This window comes from Vibrio salilacus (assembly GCF_002811245.1).
GTDB classification, from domain to species: domain Bacteria; phylum Pseudomonadota; class Gammaproteobacteria; order Enterobacterales; family Vibrionaceae; genus Vibrio; species Vibrio salilacus.
On sequence record NZ_NIVQ01000003.1, the window covers coordinates 200,465 to 220,474 of the forward strand.

Genomic DNA, 20,010 nt, shown 5'->3' on the forward strand with positions numbered 1-20,010 from the left:
AGGAATAACTAAAACAAATATGGCGATGAAAAATATTCTGTTTGCATCCTTGTTAGCAACAAGTGTCAGCGCAAACGGTGCCGAGAACTTTGTAGTTCAAGATATCCAAATTGAAGGTTTACAGCGTGTTGCATTGGGTGCGGCGTTGCTGAAAATGCCAGTACGAATTGGTGACTCTGTCGATGGCCAAGATGTTTCAGAGATGATCCGTGCGCTTTACGCAACGGGCAACTTTGAAGATATTAAGGTCCTACGTGACAACGACGTGCTTGTCGTTCAGGTCAAAGAGCGTCCAACTATCGCCAGTATCTCTTTCTCTGGTAACAAAGCTATTAAAGAAGAGCAACTGCAGCAGAACCTAGATGCATCCGGTGTTCGCGTCGGTGAAGCGTTAGATCGTACGACCTTGTCCACCATTGAAAAAGGTCTGGAAGATTTTTACTATAGCGTTGGTAAATACAACGCTGGGGTGAAAGCGGTGGTGACGCCATTGCCGCGTAACCGTTCTGATCTGAAATTCGTGTTCACTGAAGGTGTATCGGCCAAGATTAAACAGATTAACTTTATAGGTAATCAACAGTTTTCCGACAAAGAACTACTCGGCCGTTTTAACTTGAACGTTGATGTCGCGTGGTGGAACTTCTTAGCTGATGATAAATATCAAAAACAAGTATTGGCGGGTGATATTGAAGCGCTCAAGTCTTACTACTTGGATCGCGGCTATCTCAAATTCCGTATCGACTCTACTCACGTTGCGATCTCTCCGGATAAAAAAGGAGTGTACATCACTCTGGGATTAGACGAAGGGATGCCATACACAGTGAAGGAGGTCAAATTCCGCGGTGAGCTGTTAGGTAAAGAAGACGAATTTGAAGCGCTTGTTCCGTTTGAGTACGGTGACACTTATAACGGATCGGCGGTAACCAGTTTAGAAGAGCGAGTTAAGCGCTTGTTGGGCGAAGCAGGCTATGCGTACCCTCAAGTACGTACGATCCCTGAATTTGATGATGAAAACCAATCTGTTTCTTTAATTGTCAATGTCGAAGCGGGTAATCGAATTTATGTGCGTGATATTCGTTTTATTGGAAATAATGCAACTAAAGATGAAGTTTTACGCCGTGAAATGCGTCAAATGGAAGCCAGTTGGCTGAATTCAAAATCGATTCAAACCGGTAAAGATCGTCTTAACCGTTTAGGTTTCTTTGAAACGGTGGATGTACAGACAGTACGTGTCCCCGGCAGTGAAGATCAAGTTGACTTAGTTTACAACGTTAAAGAAGCCAACTCTGGTAGTGTCAACTTCGGTGTTGGTTACGGGACTGAATCTGGTATTAGCTTCCAAGTTGGCTTGCAGCAAGATAACTTTGTGGGTAGTGGTAATCGCGTCGGTATCAATGCGATGATGAATGACTATCAGAAGAATATCAGCCTAGATTACCGTGACCCATACTGGAACCTAGATGGTGTCAGTATGGGAGGTAAAATTTTCTACAATGAGTTTGAAGCATCGGAAGCCGGTATTGTTGACTATACCAACGAAAGTTATGGTGCGAGTTTAACCTGGGGCTTCCCGTTTGATGAGCTTAACCGTTTTGAATTCGGCGTGGGTTATACTCACAACAAAATTGGTAATGTTCCGACTTACGATCAAGCGCAGCGCTTTGCGCAAAGCATCGGTCAAGAAGACGGGGATATTCTAACCAATGATTTTGATGTGAATGTTTCATGGATTCGCAGCAATCTTAACCGAGGCTATTTCCCAACTGCAGGTAACTATCAGCGCGCCTTTGCTAAAGCAACGATGCCAAGTTCTGATGCCCAGTACTTCAAATTGCAGTACGATGTCCGTCAGTACATCCCGCTAACGAAGAAACACGAGTTTACCCTATTGATGCGTGGTCGTTTGGGATACGGTAATGGCTATGGTCAAACGGATGGTAACGATAACTTGTTCCCATTCTACGAAAACTATTATGCAGGTGGCTTTACTACGTTGCGTGGTTTTGGTTCAAATACAGCGGGCCCGAAAGCGGTGTACAGCACGAATGGTAATCCTGATACTTGCAATAGCGCCAGTTGTGTCTCTGCCACCGATGACTCTGTAGGTGGTAACGCTGTCGCGCTAGCAAGTCTTGAGGTTATCGTGCCAACGCCGTTTGCATCGGAGGAAGCTCGAAGCCAGATCCGTACCAGTGTCTTTGTTGATGCAGCTAGCGTGTGGGATACAGAATTTGCCTTTGACCCTGGACATCAGAACGATCCGTATTACTACGATTATTCGGATCCAATGAACTTTCGTGCATCTTACGGTGCTGCACTGCAATGGATGTCACCAATGGGACCATTGGTATTCTCAGTAGCGAAACCAATCGAAATTTACGAAGGTGATGATGAAGAATTTTTCACTTTCACCATCGGAAGAACCTTCTAATTTAGAGGAAGTAACAGTGAATAAAACAATCAAAGCGGCTGGTTTAGGCCTAGTAGTCATGACGTCTTCACTTTTTGCAAATGCAGCAGAAGCGGCGCAAAAAATAGGCTATGTGAATACTGCACAAGTGTTTCAAGCGCTTCCTCAGCGTGAAGTGGTTGTGCAGCAAATGCAAGAGCAATTCAAAGACAAAGCGGATGAGCTAAAAGCGATTCAAGCTGAAGCTAAGACTAAAATTGAGAAACTTCAACGTGACGGCGAGCTGCTAGGTCAAGACGAGGTTGAAAAATTACGAATCGAAATTGGTCAACTTGATAGCAAGTACAAGATCAAAGCTCAAGCGTTAGAAAAAGCCTCGGCCCGTCGTGAAGCGGAAGAGAAGCAAAAACTATTTAAAGTGATTCAAGATACAGTGCAAAAAGTGGCTGAAAAAGAAGGCTATGACATCATTGTTGATATTCAAACAATGCAGTACGGTAAACCTGAATTCAATATCTCTGAACAAGTTATTAAACAACTAAAATAGTACATTATGGTTACTCTCTCTTTAGCCGATTTGGCAACAATTACCGGGGGAACGCTTTATGGTGACGGCAATACAACGGTCACCATGGTAGCGCCAATGGATAAAGCACAACAAGGGCATGTTACCTTCTTGTCTAATCCCAAATATGCGAAACATTTAGCTGAGTGCCAGGCGACACTTGTTATGGTTAAAGAAGCTCAACGTGATCATGCGAAGGGTAACGTCTTAGTGGTTGAAGACCCTTACGTCGCATTTGCTAGGGTCGCTCAAGCGCTTGACACCACACCGTTACCTGCCAGTGAAATAGCGCCTTCAGCCGTTGTTGCGGCGGATGTGAAATTGGGCAGTAATGTCTCGATTGGTGCAAACGCTGTTATAGAATCTGGGGTCGAACTGGGTGACAATGCCGTGATTGGTGCTGGCTGCTTTATTGGCAAAAATGCCAAAATTGGTGCCAATACAAAACTGTGGTCAAATGTCAGTATCTATCACGATGTCGAGCTTGGCTGCGATTGCTTACTGCAAGCAAACTCAGTCATTGGCTCCGACGGCTTTGGTTATGCCAATGAAAAAGGGGAGTGGATTAAAATTCCACAGCTCGGTTCGGTTCGAATTGGTGATCGGGTTGAAATCGGTTCTTGTACCACTGTTGACCGCGGCGCCTTAGACGATACGATTATTGAAGATAATGTTATTCTCGATAATCAATTGCAAATCGCGCACAACGTACACATCGGATATGGTACCGCCATCGCTGGTGGTACGATTATTGCTGGCAGTACTAAAATTGGTAAGTACTGTATCATTGGCGGTGGCACGGTCATCAATGGCCACATCGAGATTACTGATGGCGTGACGATCACCGGAATGGGTATGGTCATGCGTGGTATTGAAGAGAAAGGCATGTACTCTTCGGGCATCCCACTTCAGCCAAATAAAGAGTGGCGTAAAACTGCCGCTCGTGTGCATCGAATTGATGAGATGAATAAGCGTTTGAAAGCAGTTGAAAAACAGCTTGAGAATTCATCCGACGCTTAATGCCTTATCGTCGACTCAAAAGGCTCGCGTATCGCGAGTCTTTTTCATCTATAATGCCTGACAGATAAAAATTGCATCAACATAGGAATATGACTTTGACTACTGAAAATAAAACGATGAACATCACTGAAATTCAGGAATTGTTGCCTCATCGCTACCCGTTTTTGCTTATTGATCGTGTTATCGACTTTCAAGAAGAGAAATACCTAACGGCGATTAAGAATGTTTCAGTGAATGAACCTCAGTTCACCGGTCATTTCCCTCAACTGCCTGTATTTCCTGGTGTGTTGATCCTTGAAGCCATGGCTCAAGCAACCGGCTTATTGGCATTTAGATCGTTTGGTGCGCCGTCTGGCAACGAACTTTACTACTTTGCGAGTGTCGATAAAGCCAAGTTTCGTAAGCCTGTCGTTCCTGGTGACCAATTGATTATCGAAGTCGAATTTATTAAAGAGCGTCGTGGTATTGCTGCGTTTAATGGCGTAGCAAAAGTCGATGGCGATGTTGTGTGTTCAGCCGAGCTTAAGTGTGCTCGTCGAGAGTTTTAATATGATTGATGAAACGGCTCAAATTCATCCTTCAGCGGTGATTGAAGGTAACGTAACCCTTGCGGCTAATGTGACGGTTGGACCTTTTACTTATATCTCAGGAAACATTGAGATTGGTGAAGGGACAGAAATTATGTCGCATGTTGTGATAAAAGGTCACACCACGATTGGTAAAGACAACCGTATTTTCCCGCATGCTGTGATTGGTGAAGAGAACCAAGACAAGAAATATGGCGGGGAAGAGACAACGGTAGTGATTGGCGATCGCAACGTGATTCGTGAAGCGGTTCAGATTCACCGCGGTACGACTCAAGATAAAGCAACCACAGTCATCGGTAATGACAATCTACTGTGTGTTAATGCGCATATTGCTCATGACGTGATCGTTGGTAACCACACTCACGTTGGTAACAACGCTATTCTAGGCGGTCATGTGACGGTAGAAGATCATGCCGGGGTTATGGCGCTCTCTGCTATTCATCCGTTTTGTAAAGTGGGTGCCTACAGCTACATTGGTGGCTGTTCTGCCGTGGTGAAAGACGTGCCTCCTTATGTGTTAGCCCAGGGTAACCATGCTACACCATTTGGTCTCAACCTAGTTGGCTTGCAACGCAATGGCTTCGAGAAAGCTGAGCTTCGAGCGCTACGCAATGCGTACAAGGAGTTCTACCGTGCAGGTAAGACTCAAGCTGAAGCCAAGCAAGTGCTGGTAGAAATGGCGCAAGAGTGGCCGTCAATTAAGCACTTTATTGATTTTGTGGAAACTTCTGAGCGTGGCGTTATTCGCTAACGCTGATAGCAAAGCAATAACAGAAGATCGCGCCTGACAAGGTTGCGGTCTTTTTTGCGTTTTATAGCAATCCATGAATAGGTGATTGGACAATGGATAAACCATTACGAATTGGTATCGTTGCGGGTGAATTATCGGGCGATACCTTAGGCGAAGGATTTATTAAAGCGCTGAAGGCGCAATATCCTAATGCTGAGTTTGTCGGCATTGGCGGACCTAAAATGATCGCTCAAGGCTGCGAGTCTCTTTTTGATATGGAAGAGCTGGCCGTAATGGGGCTGGTTGAAGTGCTAGGCCGTTTACCGCGATTGCTTAAAGTTAAAGCGCAGTTGGTCAAGTATTTTACTGATAATCCGCCTGATGTATTTGTCGGTATTGATGCCCCCGATTTTAACTTACGACTTGAGCTGAGTCTGAAGCAAGCGGGCATTAAAACCGTCCACTACGTGAGTCCTTCGGTTTGGGCTTGGCGACCTAAACGTATCTTTAAAATCGATGCAGCGACCGATCTCGTGTTGGCCTTTTTGCCATTCGAAAAAGCATTTTACGATAAGTATAATGTCGCTTGTGAATTTATTGGTCACAGTTTAGCGGATGCTATTCCTCTCCATCCAGATCAGCAACAAGCGAGAGAGCTGCTCGAACTCGATCCAAACCGACAGTGGTTAGCTGTACTGCCGGGCAGTCGTGGCGGTGAAATGGGGTTAATCGCTGAACCTTTTATTCAAACTTGTCGTCAAATTAAGATTAAGTATCCTGAGATTGGTTTTGTTGTTGCGGCCGTCAATGATAAACGCCGTCAACAGTTTGAACAAATTTGGCAAGCGGTGGCCCCAGAACTCGATTTTGTTATTGTTCAAGATACTGCGCGTAACGTCATTACAGCCTCTGATGCGGTACTTCTTGCCTCTGGGACGGTCGCGTTGGAATGTATGTTACTTAAACGCCCAATGGTCGTCGGTTACAAAGTGAATCGACTCACTGGCTGGTTAGTGAAGAAGCTGGCGATTACCGAATATGTGTCATTGCCTAATATTCTCGCTGGTGAAGAGCTGGTGAAAGAATTGATTCTCGAACAGTGTGCCCCTGAATACTTAGTCCCAGCAGTAGAGACTATGTTAAGCAGCAATAATGATGCTTTAATTGAGCGTTTTACTCAAATGCATCAGATGATACGTAAAAATGCTGACGCCCAAGCTGCTGGAGCAGTACTTAAACTGATCGGTAAAGAGTGTAACAATGATTAAACAAACCAAAGAGCTGCCAGCTTTTGAGTACCCGCAAGGATACCTATATATCGCCGGAGTCGATGAAGTCGGCCGCGGTCCACTGGTTGGGGATGTGGTAACGGCGGCAGTTATTCTTGATCCGAATAACCCGATTGTCGGCTTGAATGATTCGAAAAAGCTATCGGAGAAAAAGCGTTTGGCGCTGTTTCCTGAAATTAAGCACAAGGCGCTGGCTTGGTCAGTTGGTCGCTGCTCGCCGGAAGAGATTGATCAGCTTAATATTCTTCAGGCGACTATGGTTGCGATGCAACGAGCGATTGCAGGGCTCAAGATTCAGCCTGATTTGGCGTTGATTGATGGTAATCGTTGTCCTCCATTGCCGATGGACTCGCTAGCGGTGGTGAAAGGCGATTTACGGGTTGCACAAATCAGCGCGGCCTCGATAATCGCGAAAGTGGTGCGCGATCAAGAGATGGAAGCGCTCGATGCCCTTTATCCGCAATTTGGTTTTGCCAAGCATAAAGGTTACCCGACGAAAGCGCACTTTGAAGCGATTGAGCAACATGGTGTGATTGCTCAGCACCGCAAGAGTTTTAAGCCAGTTAAGCGCGCTCTTGGTCTTGAATAAGCTCAGCGGAGAAATAGCCTACCGAATTAGGGTATATCTCCGATCTTATATCACGTAAAATACCCAGACTATCTTTCCGATTAAGCCCTATTTGCGAAACCATAATGTCAGATCCTAAGTTTATCCACCTTCGAGTACATAGTGACTATTCCATGGTTGACGGCTTATCCAAAGTGCCACCACTGGTTAAGAAAGTGGCCGAGTTGGGTATGCCGGCGGTCGCCTTGACCGACTTTACTAACTTGTGTGGTTTGGTCAAATTCTATGGCACGGCGCATGGTTGTGGTGTTAAACCGATCATTGGCGCCGATTTCATGATGCAGTCGCCTGAATTTGGCGATGAGCTGACCAAGTTAACTGTACTTGCGGCAGACAATATCGGTTACAAAAATCTCACCCTATTGATTTCCAAAGCTTATTTGCGAGGTCATGTTCAACACAAGCCTGTGATTGATAAAGAATGGCTGGTGGAACTATCAGAGGGAGTCATTATTCTTTCTGGTGGCAAAGGTGGTGAGATAGGTCGCGCTCTGCTCAAAGGCAATCAGAAGATTGTTGATGATAACGTCGCCTTCTATAAAACCCATTTTGCCGATCGCTTTTATCTTGAGTTGACTCGTACCGGCCGCGCCGATGAGGAAAACTATCTTCATTTCGCTTTAGAGCTTGCCGAGCAAGCTGAACTGCCTGTGGTTGCCACCAATGACGTGGTGATTTTGGATGAAACACTGTTTGATGCCCATGAGATTCGTGTTGCGATTCATGATGGTTACACCTTAGTCGATCCTCGCCGACCAAAAAATTACAGTCCTCAGCAATATCTGCGTACGGAAGAAGAGATGTGTGAGCTGTTTGCCGACATCCCTGAAGCATTAGAAAATAGTGTCGAAATTGCTAAGCGCTGTAACGTAACAGTTCGCTTAGATGAGTACTTCTTGCCAGCTTTCCCAACAGAAGGCATGCAAGAGACCGAATACCTAGTCATGAAATCCAAACAGGGTCTGGAAGAGCGTTTAGAGTTTCTGTTCCCTGATCCACAAGTGCGTGCTGAGCGTCGCCCCGAGTATGACGAACGTCTAGACATTGAACTCGAAGTGATCAATAACATGGGTTTTCCTGGTTATTTCTTGATCGTTATGGAGTTTATCCAGTGGTCGAAAGATAACGATATTCCTGTTGGTCCAGGGCGTGGTTCTGGTGCTGGTTCACTGGTGGCCTATGCGTTAAAGATCACCGATCTTGACCCACTTGAATACGATCTGCTTTTCGAACGTTTCTTGAACCCAGAGCGAGTTTCGATGCCTGACTTTGACGTCGATTTCTGTATGGATAAGCGCGATAAAGTTATTGACCACGTGGCGGAAATGTACGGTCGTGACGCCGTATCTCAGATCATTACTTTCGGCACCATGGCGGCTAAAGCGGTCATTCGAGATGTCGGTCGTGTGCTGGGGCACGGTTTTGGTTTTGTCGACCGCATTTCTAAATTAGTGCCGCCGGATCCTGGCATGACGCTGGAGAAAGCGTTCAACGTCGAGCCAGCGCTGCCTGAGTTGTATAAAAACGACGAAGATGTCAAAGCGCTGATCGACATGTGTCGCATTCTTGAAGGCTGTACCCGAAATGCGGGTAAGCACGCGGGTGGTGTGGTTATCTCTCCGACGACGATCACCGATTTTGCGCCAATTTATGCCGACGCAGAAGGGCATTTTCCGGTCACGCAGTTTGACAAAAATGATGTCGAAACCGCAGGTCTGGTCAAGTTCGACTTCTTAGGCCTTCGAACTCTGACGATCATCGACTGGGCGTTAGGCTTGATCAACCCGCGCCTAGAGAAAGAGGGCAAAGAGCCAATTCGGATAGAGTCGATCCCTTTGGTCGATGAAGCGTCTTTCCGTTTACTACAAAATTCAGAAACGACCGCGGTTTTCCAGCTCGAATCTCGCGGTATGAAAGAGCTGATTAAGCGTCTTCAACCTGACTGCTTTGAAGACATCATCGCATTGGTGGCGCTGTTCCGGCCTGGTCCATTGCAATCTGGCATGGTTGATAACTTTATCGACCGTAAGCATGGTCGAGAAGCGGTGTCTTACCCAGATGAACAGTGGCAACACGACTCACTAAAAGAGATTCTTGAACCAACTTACGGCATTATCCTCTATCAAGAGCAGGTCATGCAGATTGCTCAGGTGCTCTCTGGCTATACCTTAGGTGGCGCAGATATGCTACGTCGTGCCATGGGTAAGAAAAAGCCAGAAGAGATGGCCAAACAGCGGGCGACCTTTGAACAAGGTGCGATAGCAAACGGCGTTGATGGCGAATTGGCGATGAAGATCTTCGACTTGGTAGAGAAGTTTGCCGGTTACGGATTTAACAAATCGCACTCGGCCGCTTATGCGTTGGTTTCTTATCAAACCTTGTGGCTTAAAACCCATTATCCTGCGGAGTTTATGGCGGCGGTAATGACCGCTGATATGGACAACACAGAGAAGGTGGTTGGCTTAGTCGACGAGTGCTTACGCATGAAGCTCAAAGTGTTGCCACCAGACATTAACGCCGGCCTGTACCGCTTCAATGTCAACGAAGAAGGGGCAATCGTCTACGGTATCGGTGCGATTAAAGGGGTCGGAGAAGGCCCGATTGACGCGATTTTAGAAGCGCGTAATAAAGGTGGTTATTTTAAAGATCTGTTCGATTTCTGTGCTCGTCTTGACTTGAAAAAGGTTAACAAGCGCGTGATAGAAAAATTGATCTATGCCGGCGCTCTTGATAGGTTGGGGCCACACCGAGCGGCAATGATGGCCTCGCTAAATGATGCGGTAAAGGCGGCCAGTCAACATCACCAAGCAGAAGCGTTCGGCCAGACCGACCTATTTGGTGTATTGACTGAAGCACCTGAAGAAGTTGAGCATAAATACACTAAAGTGGAGCCTTGGCCAGAAAAAGTCTGGTTAGAGGGAGAACGTGATACGCTCGGCCTTTATTTAACTGGACATCCAATAAATGCCTATTTGCAGGAACTGAGTAAGTACACCAGTTGTCGACTAAAAGATGCCACGCCGACTCGTCGCGATCAAAGTGTCACGATAGCAGGCTTGGTGATTGCGGCGCGAGTCATGACCACTAAGCGTGGAACACGTATTGGTTTGATGACGATCGATGACCGAAGTGGCCGGATGGAGGTGATGTTATTCTCCGATGCGCTGGATCGGTACGCAGAATTGTTAGAAAACGATAAAATTTTGGTTATTTCCGGACAGGTCAGCTTTGATGATTTCAATGGTGGTCTTAAAATGTCGGCGCGTGAGGTTATGGATCTCGGCACCGCTCGTGAAAAATACGCTCGCGGCCTGTCGATATCCATAGAACAATCTCAAATCAATGACCGATTTTTTGAGCGCTTTAGTCAAATCCTAGAGCCTCATCGGGCGGGGAGCGTCCCTGTCCATGTATACTATCAACGCTCAGATGCACGGGCGCGTTTAACGTTAGGTACAGAATGGCGAGTAACGCCAAGCGACGCATTATTAGATGATTTAAAACAACTACTTGGGAAAGGCCAGGTAGAACTCGAATTTAACTAAGTTTGGCGCGTGGCTGCCAAATAAGAAAGGATCTATAGATGAGCCTGAATTTTTTAGAATTTGAAAAACCAATCGCAGAGCTTGAAGCAAAAATTGAAGCACTTCGTGACGTGTCGCGTCATGGTGGTGACTCTGGTGTTGATCTTGACAAAGAGATTGAACAGTTAGAGAAGAAAAGCCTAGAGCTTAAGAAGAAAACCTTCAGCGATCTTGGTGCTTGGGAAACGGCCCAGCTTGCTCGTCATCCACTGCGTCCTTACACGTTGGACTATCTAGAGCATGCTTTTACTGAATTCGACGAGTTAGCGGGTGACCGCCATTATGCGGATGATAAAGCGATCGTTGGCGGTATGGCGCGTTTAGATGGCCGACCAGTGATGGTTATTGGTCATCAAAAAGGTCGTGAAACCAAAGAGAAAGTCAAACGTAACTTTGGTATGCCAAAGCCTGAAGGCTATCGTAAGGCGCTGCGTCTGATGCAAATGGCTGAGCGTTTCAACATGCCTATCATTACTTTCATCGATACAGCGGGTGCTTACCCAGGTGTTGGCGCAGAAGAGCGTGGACAGTCAGAAGCAATTGCAACCAATCTTAAAGCCATGGCCGGTCTGACTGTGCCTGTGATTTGTAACGTTGTTGGTGAAGGCGGTTCGGGTGGCGCTCTGGCAATCGGCGTTGGTGATTATGTCAACATGCTGCAATACTCGACTTACTCCGTTATTTCACCAGAAGGGTGTGCGTCAATCTTGTGGCGTGACTCTGATAAAGCGCCGCAAGCCGCTGAAGCGATGGGCCTGATTGCTCCTCGTCTTAAAGAGCTTGAGCTTATCGATGAAATTATCGAAGAGCCACTAGGCGGTGCGCACCGCAACCATCAGCAGATGGCGAAAAATATGAAAGCAACCTTGGTTCGTCAGTTAGAAGAGCTTGAGCAATTTGATACTGAAGTATTGCTTGAACGTCGTTACCAGCGTTTGATGAACTACGGTTATTGCTGATAACACGATTTTTGTCTTTAAAGGCTGAACTTAGGTTCAGCCTTTTTTGTTGCCAGTGATAAACTAATGCTATTCCGTTATACAACCAAAGCCACTATGACACTACAAACCACATTTAATGCCGCGATTGAACCTCATCTTCAAGCCCATGGCCGTTTGGTCCTTGGACTCAGTGGCGGAATGGACTCACGCGTATTGCTAGAATTGATGGCAAGCTACGCACGCAGTCAGTCGATCGACTGTTTGGCAGTCCATGTCGATCATGGTTTAAGCGTCAATGCGAAAGCGTGGGCTGAGCGTTGCCAACAGTGGTGTAAGTTACTCGGTGTGCCTTTTTTGTTAGAGTCTGTCAGCATTGAGCGTCAAGGGAAAAGTCTTGAAGAGAGCGCTCGAGAGGCGCGCTATGCGGCATTAGCCAAACACATTAATCACAATGATCTGTTGCTAACAGGGCAGCACGCTGATGATCAATTAGAAACGCTTTTATTAGCTCTTAAGCGAGGCAGTGGACCAAAAGGCTTGGCGGCGATGGCCCCTATGATGACGTTTGCTGCTGGTAAGATCGTTCGACCACTGTTGTCGGTTACCCGAGCTGATATTGCCCGTTATGCTAAGCACCAGCAATTAGAGTGGGTAGACGATGAGAGCAATCAAGATACACGCTTTGATCGCAACTTTATTCGCCATCGTATTACGCCTGAGTTAACTCAGCGCTGGCCGCATATCCAACAAACGGTACTAAGAACGGCCGAACTTTGCTCTGAACAAGAGCAGTTGTTAGATGAGTTGTTAGCTGAACCCTTGCGTAAGGCGCTGTACCGTGATGGCAGCATTAAAGTTGTCGCAGTGATGAATGTCAGTGACAAAGTGCGTACGCGTTTACTCCGAATGTGGTTAGCGTTAAGCGGGCTAAAAATGCCTTCGCGCGATCAACTAACTCTGATTTGGCAACAAGTCGCTCTTGCCCAGCAAGACGCCAATCCTCAGTTGCAGCTTGGACAAGTTCAGGTGCGTCGTTTCCAGCAGCGTTTGTACGTGGTGCGTCAATGGCAATCACTTGAACAGTGGCAGCAATTTATCAGGGTCAATCAGCCGATTCAACTTCCCGATCACCTAGGGGTATTGAATATACGTCAAGCTCAAGCGGGGAATTTGTCATTGGCTGCGCTGAATAAGGCCGAACTGCGCGTGGTGTTTAACCCACAAGGACTGAGTGCCCATCCAAGCGATCGTGGTCATAGCCGCAAGTTAAAAAAATTATTTCAAGAGTATGATGTCCCTAGTTGGTTGAGACGTAGAACTCCTATAATCCTCTGCGGTGAGTACGTGGTTGCCGTTGGTGATTTGTTCATTGATCGTCACTTTATAGGTCAAGATTGTGAACTAGTCTGGGACAAGTCTGCAGGGTTTGTGTAAAACTATATAGATAAAAACATCCAACTATCATGGGATTATAAGGAAGAGCAATGAAGAACATCGCTATTGGAATGATAATCGGTTTAGGTTTATTCAGTGGTCAAGCTCTGGCTGCTGGTGATATTGAAGCAGGGAAAGCCAAAGCGGCGGTATGTGCGGCGTGTCATGGCGCAGATGGTATGGCGGTTATTCCCGGTTACCCACACCTTAAAGGTCAGAACGAGCAATACCTCGTCTCTTCACTCAATGCTTATAAAGCAAAGCAGCGTAACGGCGCTTTAGCCGTGGTAATGCAAGCGCAAGCGTCGATGTTGAGTGATGCCGATATTGCTAACTTAGCGGCATACTACGCTAGCTTAAAATGAGTATACTTAGATAATTAGGCCCGAGCCGCAGTGCTCGGGCTTTTTATTAGCCGATGATCATGGGATAATAGCAACATTGACGACAGTTTAAGGGAATAACATGAAAAAAATCGAAGCCATTATTAAGCCGTTTAAATTAGACGATGTCCGTGAAGCCTTAGCTGAAGTTGGAATTACCGGTATGACGGTATCCGAAGTTAAAGGGTTTGGCCGTCAAAAAGGCCATACAGAACTATACCGTGGTGCAGAGTACATGGTCGATTTTCTGCCTAAAGTAAAACTAGAAATAGTCGTCACAGACGAAGTGGCTGATCAGTGTGTTGATACCATTATTGAAACCGCGCAAACCGGTAAGATTGGCGATGGTAAGATTTTTATCACTGATGTTGAACGCATCGTTCGCATCCGTACTGGCGAAGAAGACGAAGACGCCATCTAAACAGGTTGATTAAGAAGGGCCGCTAGGCTCTTTTTTACTTTTTGTAGACTGTAATGAAAAAGACTCGATTACTCGTTGTTCCAGTGGTGATTGCTTTGGTCGCCTTTTCTGCTTATCAGGGCATTTTTACCTTGCCTAAGCAGTCCCACATCTCTTCGATTTCTGCGCAGGGTGTCCAGCTTTCGTTGCAATGTTATCACAACGAAAACACCAGCGTGCTAGACAGCCAGGGCCAGCTTAATTTATTGGTCTGGAATATCTACAAGCAGAGCAACGCCAATTGGCAACAAAGCCTCACACGGCTATCACAGGATAAACAATTAGTGCTGTTGCAAGAGGCGAGTATGACGCCTGAGTTTGTTGGCTGGATCGAGCGTAATCAGTGGTTTGGTAGCCAAGTCGATGCATTCAAAGCCTTCAAAACCACTGCGGGGGTGTTAAACCTCTCTTATGCGCCACCAAGTCTTGCCTGCGCGTATACTGAATTAGAACCTTGGTTAAGGCTGCCCAAGTCTGCCTTGTATGCAACTTACCCATTATCGAATGGTGAAGAGCTCGCTGTTGTCAATATTCATGCGGTTAACTTTACTTACGGCACGATTGAATATCGACGTCAAATAGAGAAATTAGCCAAAGAACTTGAGCAGCACCAAGGGCCGATCATTGTCGCGGGGGACTTTAACAGTTGGAGCCGTGAGCGATTAAGTGTGATGATGCAAGTGCTGGCAGGGTTAGCGTTACAAGAGGTGAGCTATAACCCAGATCATCGAACTCAGTTTGTCACCGGGTTGCCTCTGGATCATGTTCTGTTTCGTGGTTTAACTCTCGAGACAGCAGAGGCGCCGATTTCCGATGCCTCTGATCATAATCCGATAGTGGTTCACTTTCGGTTAAAAAATCCGATTAAGCAATGATGATGTACAGCGCCCAAATCAGATAGTAACCGAGCCATGGTAGAGCAGAAATAACCAATGCTTGACCACGTTCAAACTCCGTCCAAGTGCCAACAGCGGCATAGCCAAGAGCGATATACCAAGGGAGCAGTAGCGGGAACGAGCTTGCAAACTGCGACCACGGATTGGTCAGCGGAAGTTTGAGTAAGCCGTTGAGACTATTTAAGTCAGCCGCGTAGACCATCACTTGTCCATGCTTGAGCAGTACACTGACGTAGCTCGCCAGATCGCCAATGATTGCTGGAAAGGTGATAACCGCGCCAGCGGCAAACCATTTCCAAAAACCGTGCTGATGTTGGCTTGGCTTCGTCGCTAAGTTGAACCAGAAGGCCAACATTAAAATGGTCAGAGTTCGGCCTGCAATATCGCTAATGATTTCACTCGCCATCAGCGTGTTAGCATCAAGTAATTGCAACTGTTGTGGATTGGTAACGGCCAACTGAGCACTCAAGGCTTGTTTGAGCCACTCAACGTTGACCATGTCAAAGTAGGCGCCCCAAAATAGAAACGGCGACAGAATCAAAAAGATATAAGGCTGCCAACCCCAAGCCCCTCGTTGATACAAGGCTAAGAAACAGGCGCTAGGCGAGCGAAAAATATCCACTAGCATGATTAAAGGGTTACTTGACGGGTTCATACACTTACCTTAGTGACATCAATATACAGCTTGAGCTTTTGACCGGGTTTAAGGTACTTCTGGGCACTCAGATCATTCCACTTCACGATGTCTCTCGATTTAACTTTAAATTTATTAGCGATACCGCTGATGGTGTCACCGCTACGCACGTTATAGAACACAGTGCGAATAATGGCGCCATCAGAGCTGTTTTTCCAAATGACCAGTTTCTGGCCGATGCGCAGTGTATCGCGTGGGCCCATACCGTTCCATTTGGCTAAAGATTGATGTGAAACCTTATTGGCTTTGGCAATCGACCATAAGCTGTCGCCAGAGCGGACCGTATGGGTAAGTTTGTACTTACCGCGTGCCGTTGCTTGGGTTTTTGCTAGGCGGTTGCTTGCGCTCAGCGCATAGGCATTATCACCCTTGGTTGAGGTGGGGATCATCAGGTGTTGGCCAACACGGATAGTGTTGCCACTAAGATTATTGGCGGTGCGAATAACGCCAGTGGTGGTGTTATATTTATTGGCTAACACGCCAAGACTGTCGCCTGATTTAACTTTGTAGCGTACAACCTTCATCCCTTTACCACGATTAGCCGCCGCCGCTTGGTTAAATTTCGCCACGCTCTCGCTTGGTAATAGCAGCTTTTGAGCACCTTCTGGCGCAGTGGCCCATTGGTTGTAGGCAGGGTTTAAACTCTGCAACTGCTTGACCGAAATTCCGGCGTACTCTGCTGCGATGGCTAAGTCGAGCTGCTCTTTCGGGTCAACCAACTCAACCACAGGATGATTGGCGATCGCTGGTATTTCAATACCATACTTGTCTTGATTAGCGACAATGTCTGCTAAAGCAAGCAGCTTAGGTACATAGCCACTGGTCTCTTTAGGTAGGTCAAGTGAGAAGAAGTCAGTCGGTTTACCTAATCGTGTATTTTTTCGAATCGCACTCGACACTCGGCCGCCGCCACTGTTATAGGCGGCAATCGCGTGTGTCCAATCACCATCAAAGCGCTTATTTAAATAGGTCAGGTAATCTAGGGCGGCATCGGTTGCAGCCGCGACGTCACGACGGCCGTCATACCAGAAATTTTGTTCTAAACCGTACATCTTTCCGGTGCCAGGCACAAATTGCCATAATCCGGCCGCGCTGCCATGCGAGTATGCAAAAGCGTCAAAAGAGCTCTCGACAACAGGTAACAAGGCTAATTCAAGCGGCAAACCACGTTGTTCAATTTTTTCTGTGATCAGGTAGAGGAAAGGTTGGGCACGTTTAGAGACGGTTTTAAGATGATTAGGATGCTTTAGATACCAAGTTCGATAGTAATCAACACTTTTGTGCTCGGGAACAGGCAGTCGCATCTGCATGGCGATACGTTGCCACACATCTTGCTGTGTTTGCGGAGTCACCTTTGGCATAGGTTTGACCGCAGGTTTGGCCGTTTGAGTGCTCGACTCAGACGGCTTGATGGTCGTTGGTTGGTTGGTGTCTGGAGTAACGGCTTCTCCAGTGTCGGTCGGCTGGGTAAGCTGACAACCGGTCAACAGAAGCGCTAATACCCAACTGTGTTTTACTCGCATTTCACAGCCCTTTTTCTTTTTGGCTGCTGATAATACTTGTCACAATCCCACAGTGACAAGCAGCAAATCGTTAAAATTCGTTCTTCCACTCACGTAATGCAGTAAAAATGGCGAGTGAGTCGGTTTGAGAGGTACGGTTTGCTACTGAACGCATAATACTTGGTTGGTCAGTACGCAAAAATGGATTAATGCTTTTTTCACGACCAATGGTGGTAGGCAGTGTGGGTTGATTTTGTGCGCGCAAGCGGTTTACTTGATCGCGATACTGTTGCAGTTGCTGATTATCGGGCTCGACAGCGAGTGCGAAAGCGAGGTTGCTGGCGGTGTATTCATGGGCACAAAACACTTGAGTTTCTTGAGGAAGCGCCACTAATTTGCTCAATGAGGTATGCATCTGATCCATGGTGCCTTCAAACACTCGGCCACAGCCAGCTGAAAAGAGCACATCGCCACAAAACAGTTTACCGTCTCCAACGTAACCAATATGGCCTAATGTATGCCCTTCAAGGCCGAGGACGAGGAAAATTTCATCAAACAGCTCGATTTGATCTCCTGCGTCAACCGCATGAGTTAACGTTGGGATCGGCTCGTTGGTAGGGCCAACCACATTGACCTGAGGAAATTGGCGCACTAGCTCAGACACACCGCCGATATGGTCGTTATGATGGTGGGTGATCAAAATCGCTTCTAGGCTGAGTTGATGTTGCTCTAAATAGGCTAAAACTGGCGCCGCATCACCTGGGTCGACCACAGCACAACGCTGATCGCTATTTTCAATCAGCCAGATGTAATTATCATTAAATGCAGGTATGCTTTTGATATTCAACATGGTGGTGCCTCCAGTTACCAAGAGTGAGCAGGTTATATATGAAACCAGCCCGTAGCAAGAAAAAGCTTGAGCAGCCACATTCATGGTCTCAGCTTAAAAATGGTCAATGGGTGAGTGACTCAATTCAGACCCGCATCGACGAGTGGTGCCCAAAACTATTTGGTTACCATCTGCTTAAGCTTGGCGGCCTAAGTTGTGAGTTAACCAGCTTCAATTGTAACATTCAACATCAAGTTAATTTAGATATTCACAATCCGTTGCACAATGTGATTGCTGATAGCTTTGATCTGCCCTTCTTAGAGAAAAGTTTTGATGCCGTGTTGATGGCGCATCAACTGGATTATTGCCGTGATCCGCATCGGCTATTGCGAGAAGTCGACCGGGTAATGATGGATGATGGCTACTTGGTCATCACCGGGTTTAATCCGTTAAGTTTAACTGGCCTTGCCAGTTTGATGCCGTGGCGAAAAAACAACTTACCTTGGAGTGGGCGGATGTATACGCCTGGCCGGATCAAGGATTGGCTCGGGTTACTCAATTATCAAGTGATTGAATGTGACAGCTATGCTTTATTCCCGATGCAACGCTATCGAACCATGTGGACGTGGTTGGAAAACAGTCTCGGAGAGTGGTCGTCACCGATGGGTAGTTTGTACTTTATTGTTGCACGAAAGCGTACTTACCCACTTAAATTACTTAAACCACATTGGCAGCTGAAACGAAAATTGACGCCACTTGGCGTCAATTATAATGTAAAAAATCGTCACCAAAACAGCGATTAGTTGGGGATGTAGCCGGTGTCTTCTTCGGTTGGATTTTCAGCGGCGGTACGTGCAAGCTCATCACACATTTCGTTTTCGCGATGGCCGGCATGGCCTTTGACCCAACGCCAGTCGATGTTATGACGTTCTGCCTCGGCATCAAGGGCTTTCCATAAATCGGCATTTTTGACCGGTTTTTTGTCGGCGGTTTTCCAACCGCGTTTTTTCCAGTTATGGATCCACTGAGTGATACCTTGACGAACGTATTGACTATCGGTAGTTAAAATAACGTCACACGGTTCTTTGAGGGTTTTCAGCGCAACGATGGTCGCCAACATTTCCATACGGTTATTGGTCGTCAGGGTATAACCCTTGGCTAAGGTTTTTTCCTTCTGCTTGTAACGTAATACAATCCCGTAACCGCCAGGGCCTGGATTACCTAAGCAAGAACCATCAGTGAAAATTTCCACCTGTTTCGTCATGATTTGATACTATTGGGTTAAGCACATTATTGGCATAGTCTGACACACATATTGTTATGAATACTAGCAGCAATTCAAACCAGCACCGCATCATCGTTCTCGATACTGAAACCACAGGTATGAACCTGGATGGCGGGCCTCATTATCAAGGTCACCGAATTATTGAAATCGGTGCGGTTGAGATCATTAACCGTAAACTGACTGGGCGTCATTTTCACGTTTATATCAAACCTGATCGTCAAATTCAGTCTGAAGCGGTGGAAGTTCACGGTATTACCGATGAGTTCTTGGTCGATAAGCCAGAATATCGAGAGGTTCACGCTGAGTTCTTAGATTTTATTAAAGGCGCCGAACTGGTCGCACACAATGCGTCCTTTGACGTCGGCTTTATGGATTCTGAGTTTGCGATGCTCGATCCTAGCATCGGGAAAACGGTGGATTACTGCAAGGTAACCGATACCCTTGCCATGGCGAAAAAGATTTTCCCGGGTAAGCGAAATAACCTTGATGTGCTTTGTGACCGTTACGGAATTGATAACTCGCATCGTACTTTGCACGGCGCTTTGCTCGATGCTGAAATTCTAGCGGATGTCTATCTTCTAATGACCGGTGGGCAAACATCGCTGCAGTTTAACGCAGGCAATGCTAATGACAGCGGTGGTGAAGAGATAAAACGTGTCGCGAGCGGACGAAAAGCGCTAAAGGTTTTACGTGCATCCGCCGATGAATTAGAAGCCCATAAGAATAGATTAGATATCGTCGAGAAGAGCGGAAGCTGCCTCTGGCGTCAGTAG

At 46.6% G+C, this 20,010-nt stretch carries 19 protein-coding genes; 15 read left to right on the forward strand and 4 right to left on the reverse strand.

Annotation, left to right across the window (positions count from 1 at the left end; translation table 11 throughout):
* Positions 1-19 precede the first annotated feature (19 nt).
* From bamA to CDZ87_RS03580, 13 genes are all read left to right on the forward strand, one after another.
* Positions 20-2,431 carry an outer membrane protein assembly factor BamA gene (bamA, locus tag CDZ87_RS03520; RefSeq protein WP_100752195.1) on the forward strand — a complete coding sequence of 804 codons (2,412 nt, stop codon included), beginning with the start codon at positions 20-22 and terminating at the stop codon, positions 2,429-2,431.
* 16 nt (positions 2,432-2,447) lie between these two features.
* Entirely contained in the window at positions 2,448-2,957 is a 510-nt protein-coding gene (locus CDZ87_RS03525; protein ID WP_100752196.1) for an OmpH family outer membrane protein, read from the forward strand.
* A 6-nt stretch (positions 2,958-2,963) separates the two neighbouring features.
* Entirely contained in the window at positions 2,964-3,995 is a 1,032-nt protein-coding gene (gene lpxD / locus CDZ87_RS03530; RefSeq protein ID WP_100752197.1) for a UDP-3-O-(3-hydroxymyristoyl)glucosamine N-acyltransferase, read from the forward strand.
* Between the two features lie 95 nt (positions 3,996-4,090).
* On the forward strand, positions 4,091-4,543 hold the full coding sequence (gene fabZ, locus CDZ87_RS03535) for a 3-hydroxyacyl-ACP dehydratase FabZ (protein WP_100752225.1): 453 nt from the start codon (positions 4,091-4,093) through the stop codon (positions 4,541-4,543).
* 1 nt (position 4,544) lies between these two features.
* Positions 4,545-5,333 (forward strand): acyl-ACP--UDP-N-acetylglucosamine O-acyltransferase, encoded by a 789-nt coding sequence (lpxA, locus tag CDZ87_RS03540; RefSeq protein ID WP_038174010.1) that lies wholly within the window; start codon positions 4,545-4,547, stop codon positions 5,331-5,333.
* Between the two features lie 92 nt (positions 5,334-5,425).
* Positions 5,426-6,580 (forward strand): lipid-A-disaccharide synthase, encoded by a 1,155-nt coding sequence (lpxB, locus tag CDZ87_RS03545; protein WP_100752198.1) that lies wholly within the window; start codon positions 5,426-5,428, stop codon positions 6,578-6,580.
* Entirely contained in the window at positions 6,573-7,190 is a 618-nt protein-coding gene (gene rnhB, locus CDZ87_RS03550) for a ribonuclease HII (protein WP_100752199.1), read from the forward strand. Before lpxB ends, rnhB begins: the two co-directional genes overlap by 8 nt.
* A 104-nt stretch (positions 7,191-7,294) precedes the next feature.
* Complete coding sequence (gene dnaE / locus CDZ87_RS03555; protein WP_100752200.1) at positions 7,295-10,774, forward strand: DNA polymerase III subunit alpha; 3,480 nt, start codon at positions 7,295-7,297, stop codon at positions 10,772-10,774.
* Between the two features lie 38 nt (positions 10,775-10,812).
* Positions 10,813-11,772, forward strand: a complete 960-nt coding sequence (gene accA / locus CDZ87_RS03560) for an acetyl-CoA carboxylase carboxyl transferase subunit alpha (RefSeq protein ID WP_100752201.1) — start codon at positions 10,813-10,815, stop codon at positions 11,770-11,772.
* A 96-nt stretch (positions 11,773-11,868) separates the two neighbouring features.
* Positions 11,869-13,188 carry a tRNA lysidine(34) synthetase TilS gene (tilS, locus tag CDZ87_RS03565; protein ID WP_100752226.1) on the forward strand — a complete coding sequence of 440 codons (1,320 nt, stop codon included), beginning with the start codon at positions 11,869-11,871 and terminating at the stop codon, positions 13,186-13,188.
* A gap of 50 nt (positions 13,189-13,238) precedes the next feature.
* The gene (locus CDZ87_RS03570) at positions 13,239-13,553 is read left to right on the forward strand and encodes a c-type cytochrome (protein WP_100752202.1); all 315 of its coding nucleotides are present in this window, start codon (positions 13,239-13,241) and stop codon (positions 13,551-13,553) included.
* A 100-nt stretch (positions 13,554-13,653) separates the two neighbouring features.
* Complete coding sequence (glnB, locus tag CDZ87_RS03575; protein ID WP_004415234.1) at positions 13,654-13,992, forward strand: nitrogen regulatory protein P-II; 339 nt, start codon at positions 13,654-13,656, stop codon at positions 13,990-13,992.
* Between the two features lie 53 nt (positions 13,993-14,045).
* On the forward strand, positions 14,046-14,906 hold the full coding sequence (locus CDZ87_RS03580) for an endonuclease/exonuclease/phosphatase family protein (RefSeq protein ID WP_100752203.1): 861 nt from the start codon (positions 14,046-14,048) through the stop codon (positions 14,904-14,906).
* On the opposite strand, the gene CDZ87_RS03585 is transcribed toward CDZ87_RS03580, so the two are convergent.
* The 3 genes from CDZ87_RS03585 to gloB form a co-directional block, all read right to left on the reverse strand.
* Positions 14,896-15,582, reverse strand: a complete 687-nt coding sequence (locus CDZ87_RS03585) for a YIP1 family protein (protein WP_100752204.1) — start codon at positions 15,580-15,582, stop codon at positions 14,896-14,898. The two genes, CDZ87_RS03580 and CDZ87_RS03585, sit on opposite strands and share 11 nt — an antisense overlap.
* Entirely contained in the window at positions 15,579-17,144 is a 1,566-nt protein-coding gene (locus tag CDZ87_RS03590) for a lytic transglycosylase (RefSeq protein WP_100752205.1), read from the reverse strand. Before CDZ87_RS03590 ends, CDZ87_RS03585 begins: the two co-directional genes overlap by 4 nt.
* A 70-nt stretch (positions 17,145-17,214) precedes the next feature.
* Positions 17,215-17,973 carry a hydroxyacylglutathione hydrolase gene (gloB, locus tag CDZ87_RS03595; RefSeq protein ID WP_100752206.1) on the reverse strand — a complete coding sequence of 253 codons (759 nt, stop codon included), beginning with the start codon at positions 17,971-17,973 and terminating at the stop codon, positions 17,215-17,217.
* Between the two features lie 38 nt (positions 17,974-18,011).
* Between gloB and CDZ87_RS03600 the strand changes: the two genes are divergently transcribed.
* Entirely contained in the window at positions 18,012-18,755 is a 744-nt protein-coding gene (locus CDZ87_RS03600; RefSeq protein WP_100752207.1) for a class I SAM-dependent methyltransferase, read from the forward strand.
* Here the strand turns inward: CDZ87_RS03600 and rnhA are convergent.
* Positions 18,752-19,216 (reverse strand): ribonuclease HI, encoded by a 465-nt coding sequence (gene rnhA / locus CDZ87_RS03605; protein ID WP_038173997.1) that lies wholly within the window; start codon positions 19,214-19,216, stop codon positions 18,752-18,754. The genes CDZ87_RS03600 and rnhA overlap by 4 nt on opposite strands.
* Positions 19,217-19,272: 56 nt before the next feature.
* Between rnhA and dnaQ the strand changes: the two genes are divergently transcribed.
* Positions 19,273-20,010, forward strand: coding sequence for a DNA polymerase III subunit epsilon (gene dnaQ, locus CDZ87_RS03610; RefSeq protein WP_038173996.1), 738 nt, complete (start codon positions 19,273-19,275; stop codon positions 20,008-20,010).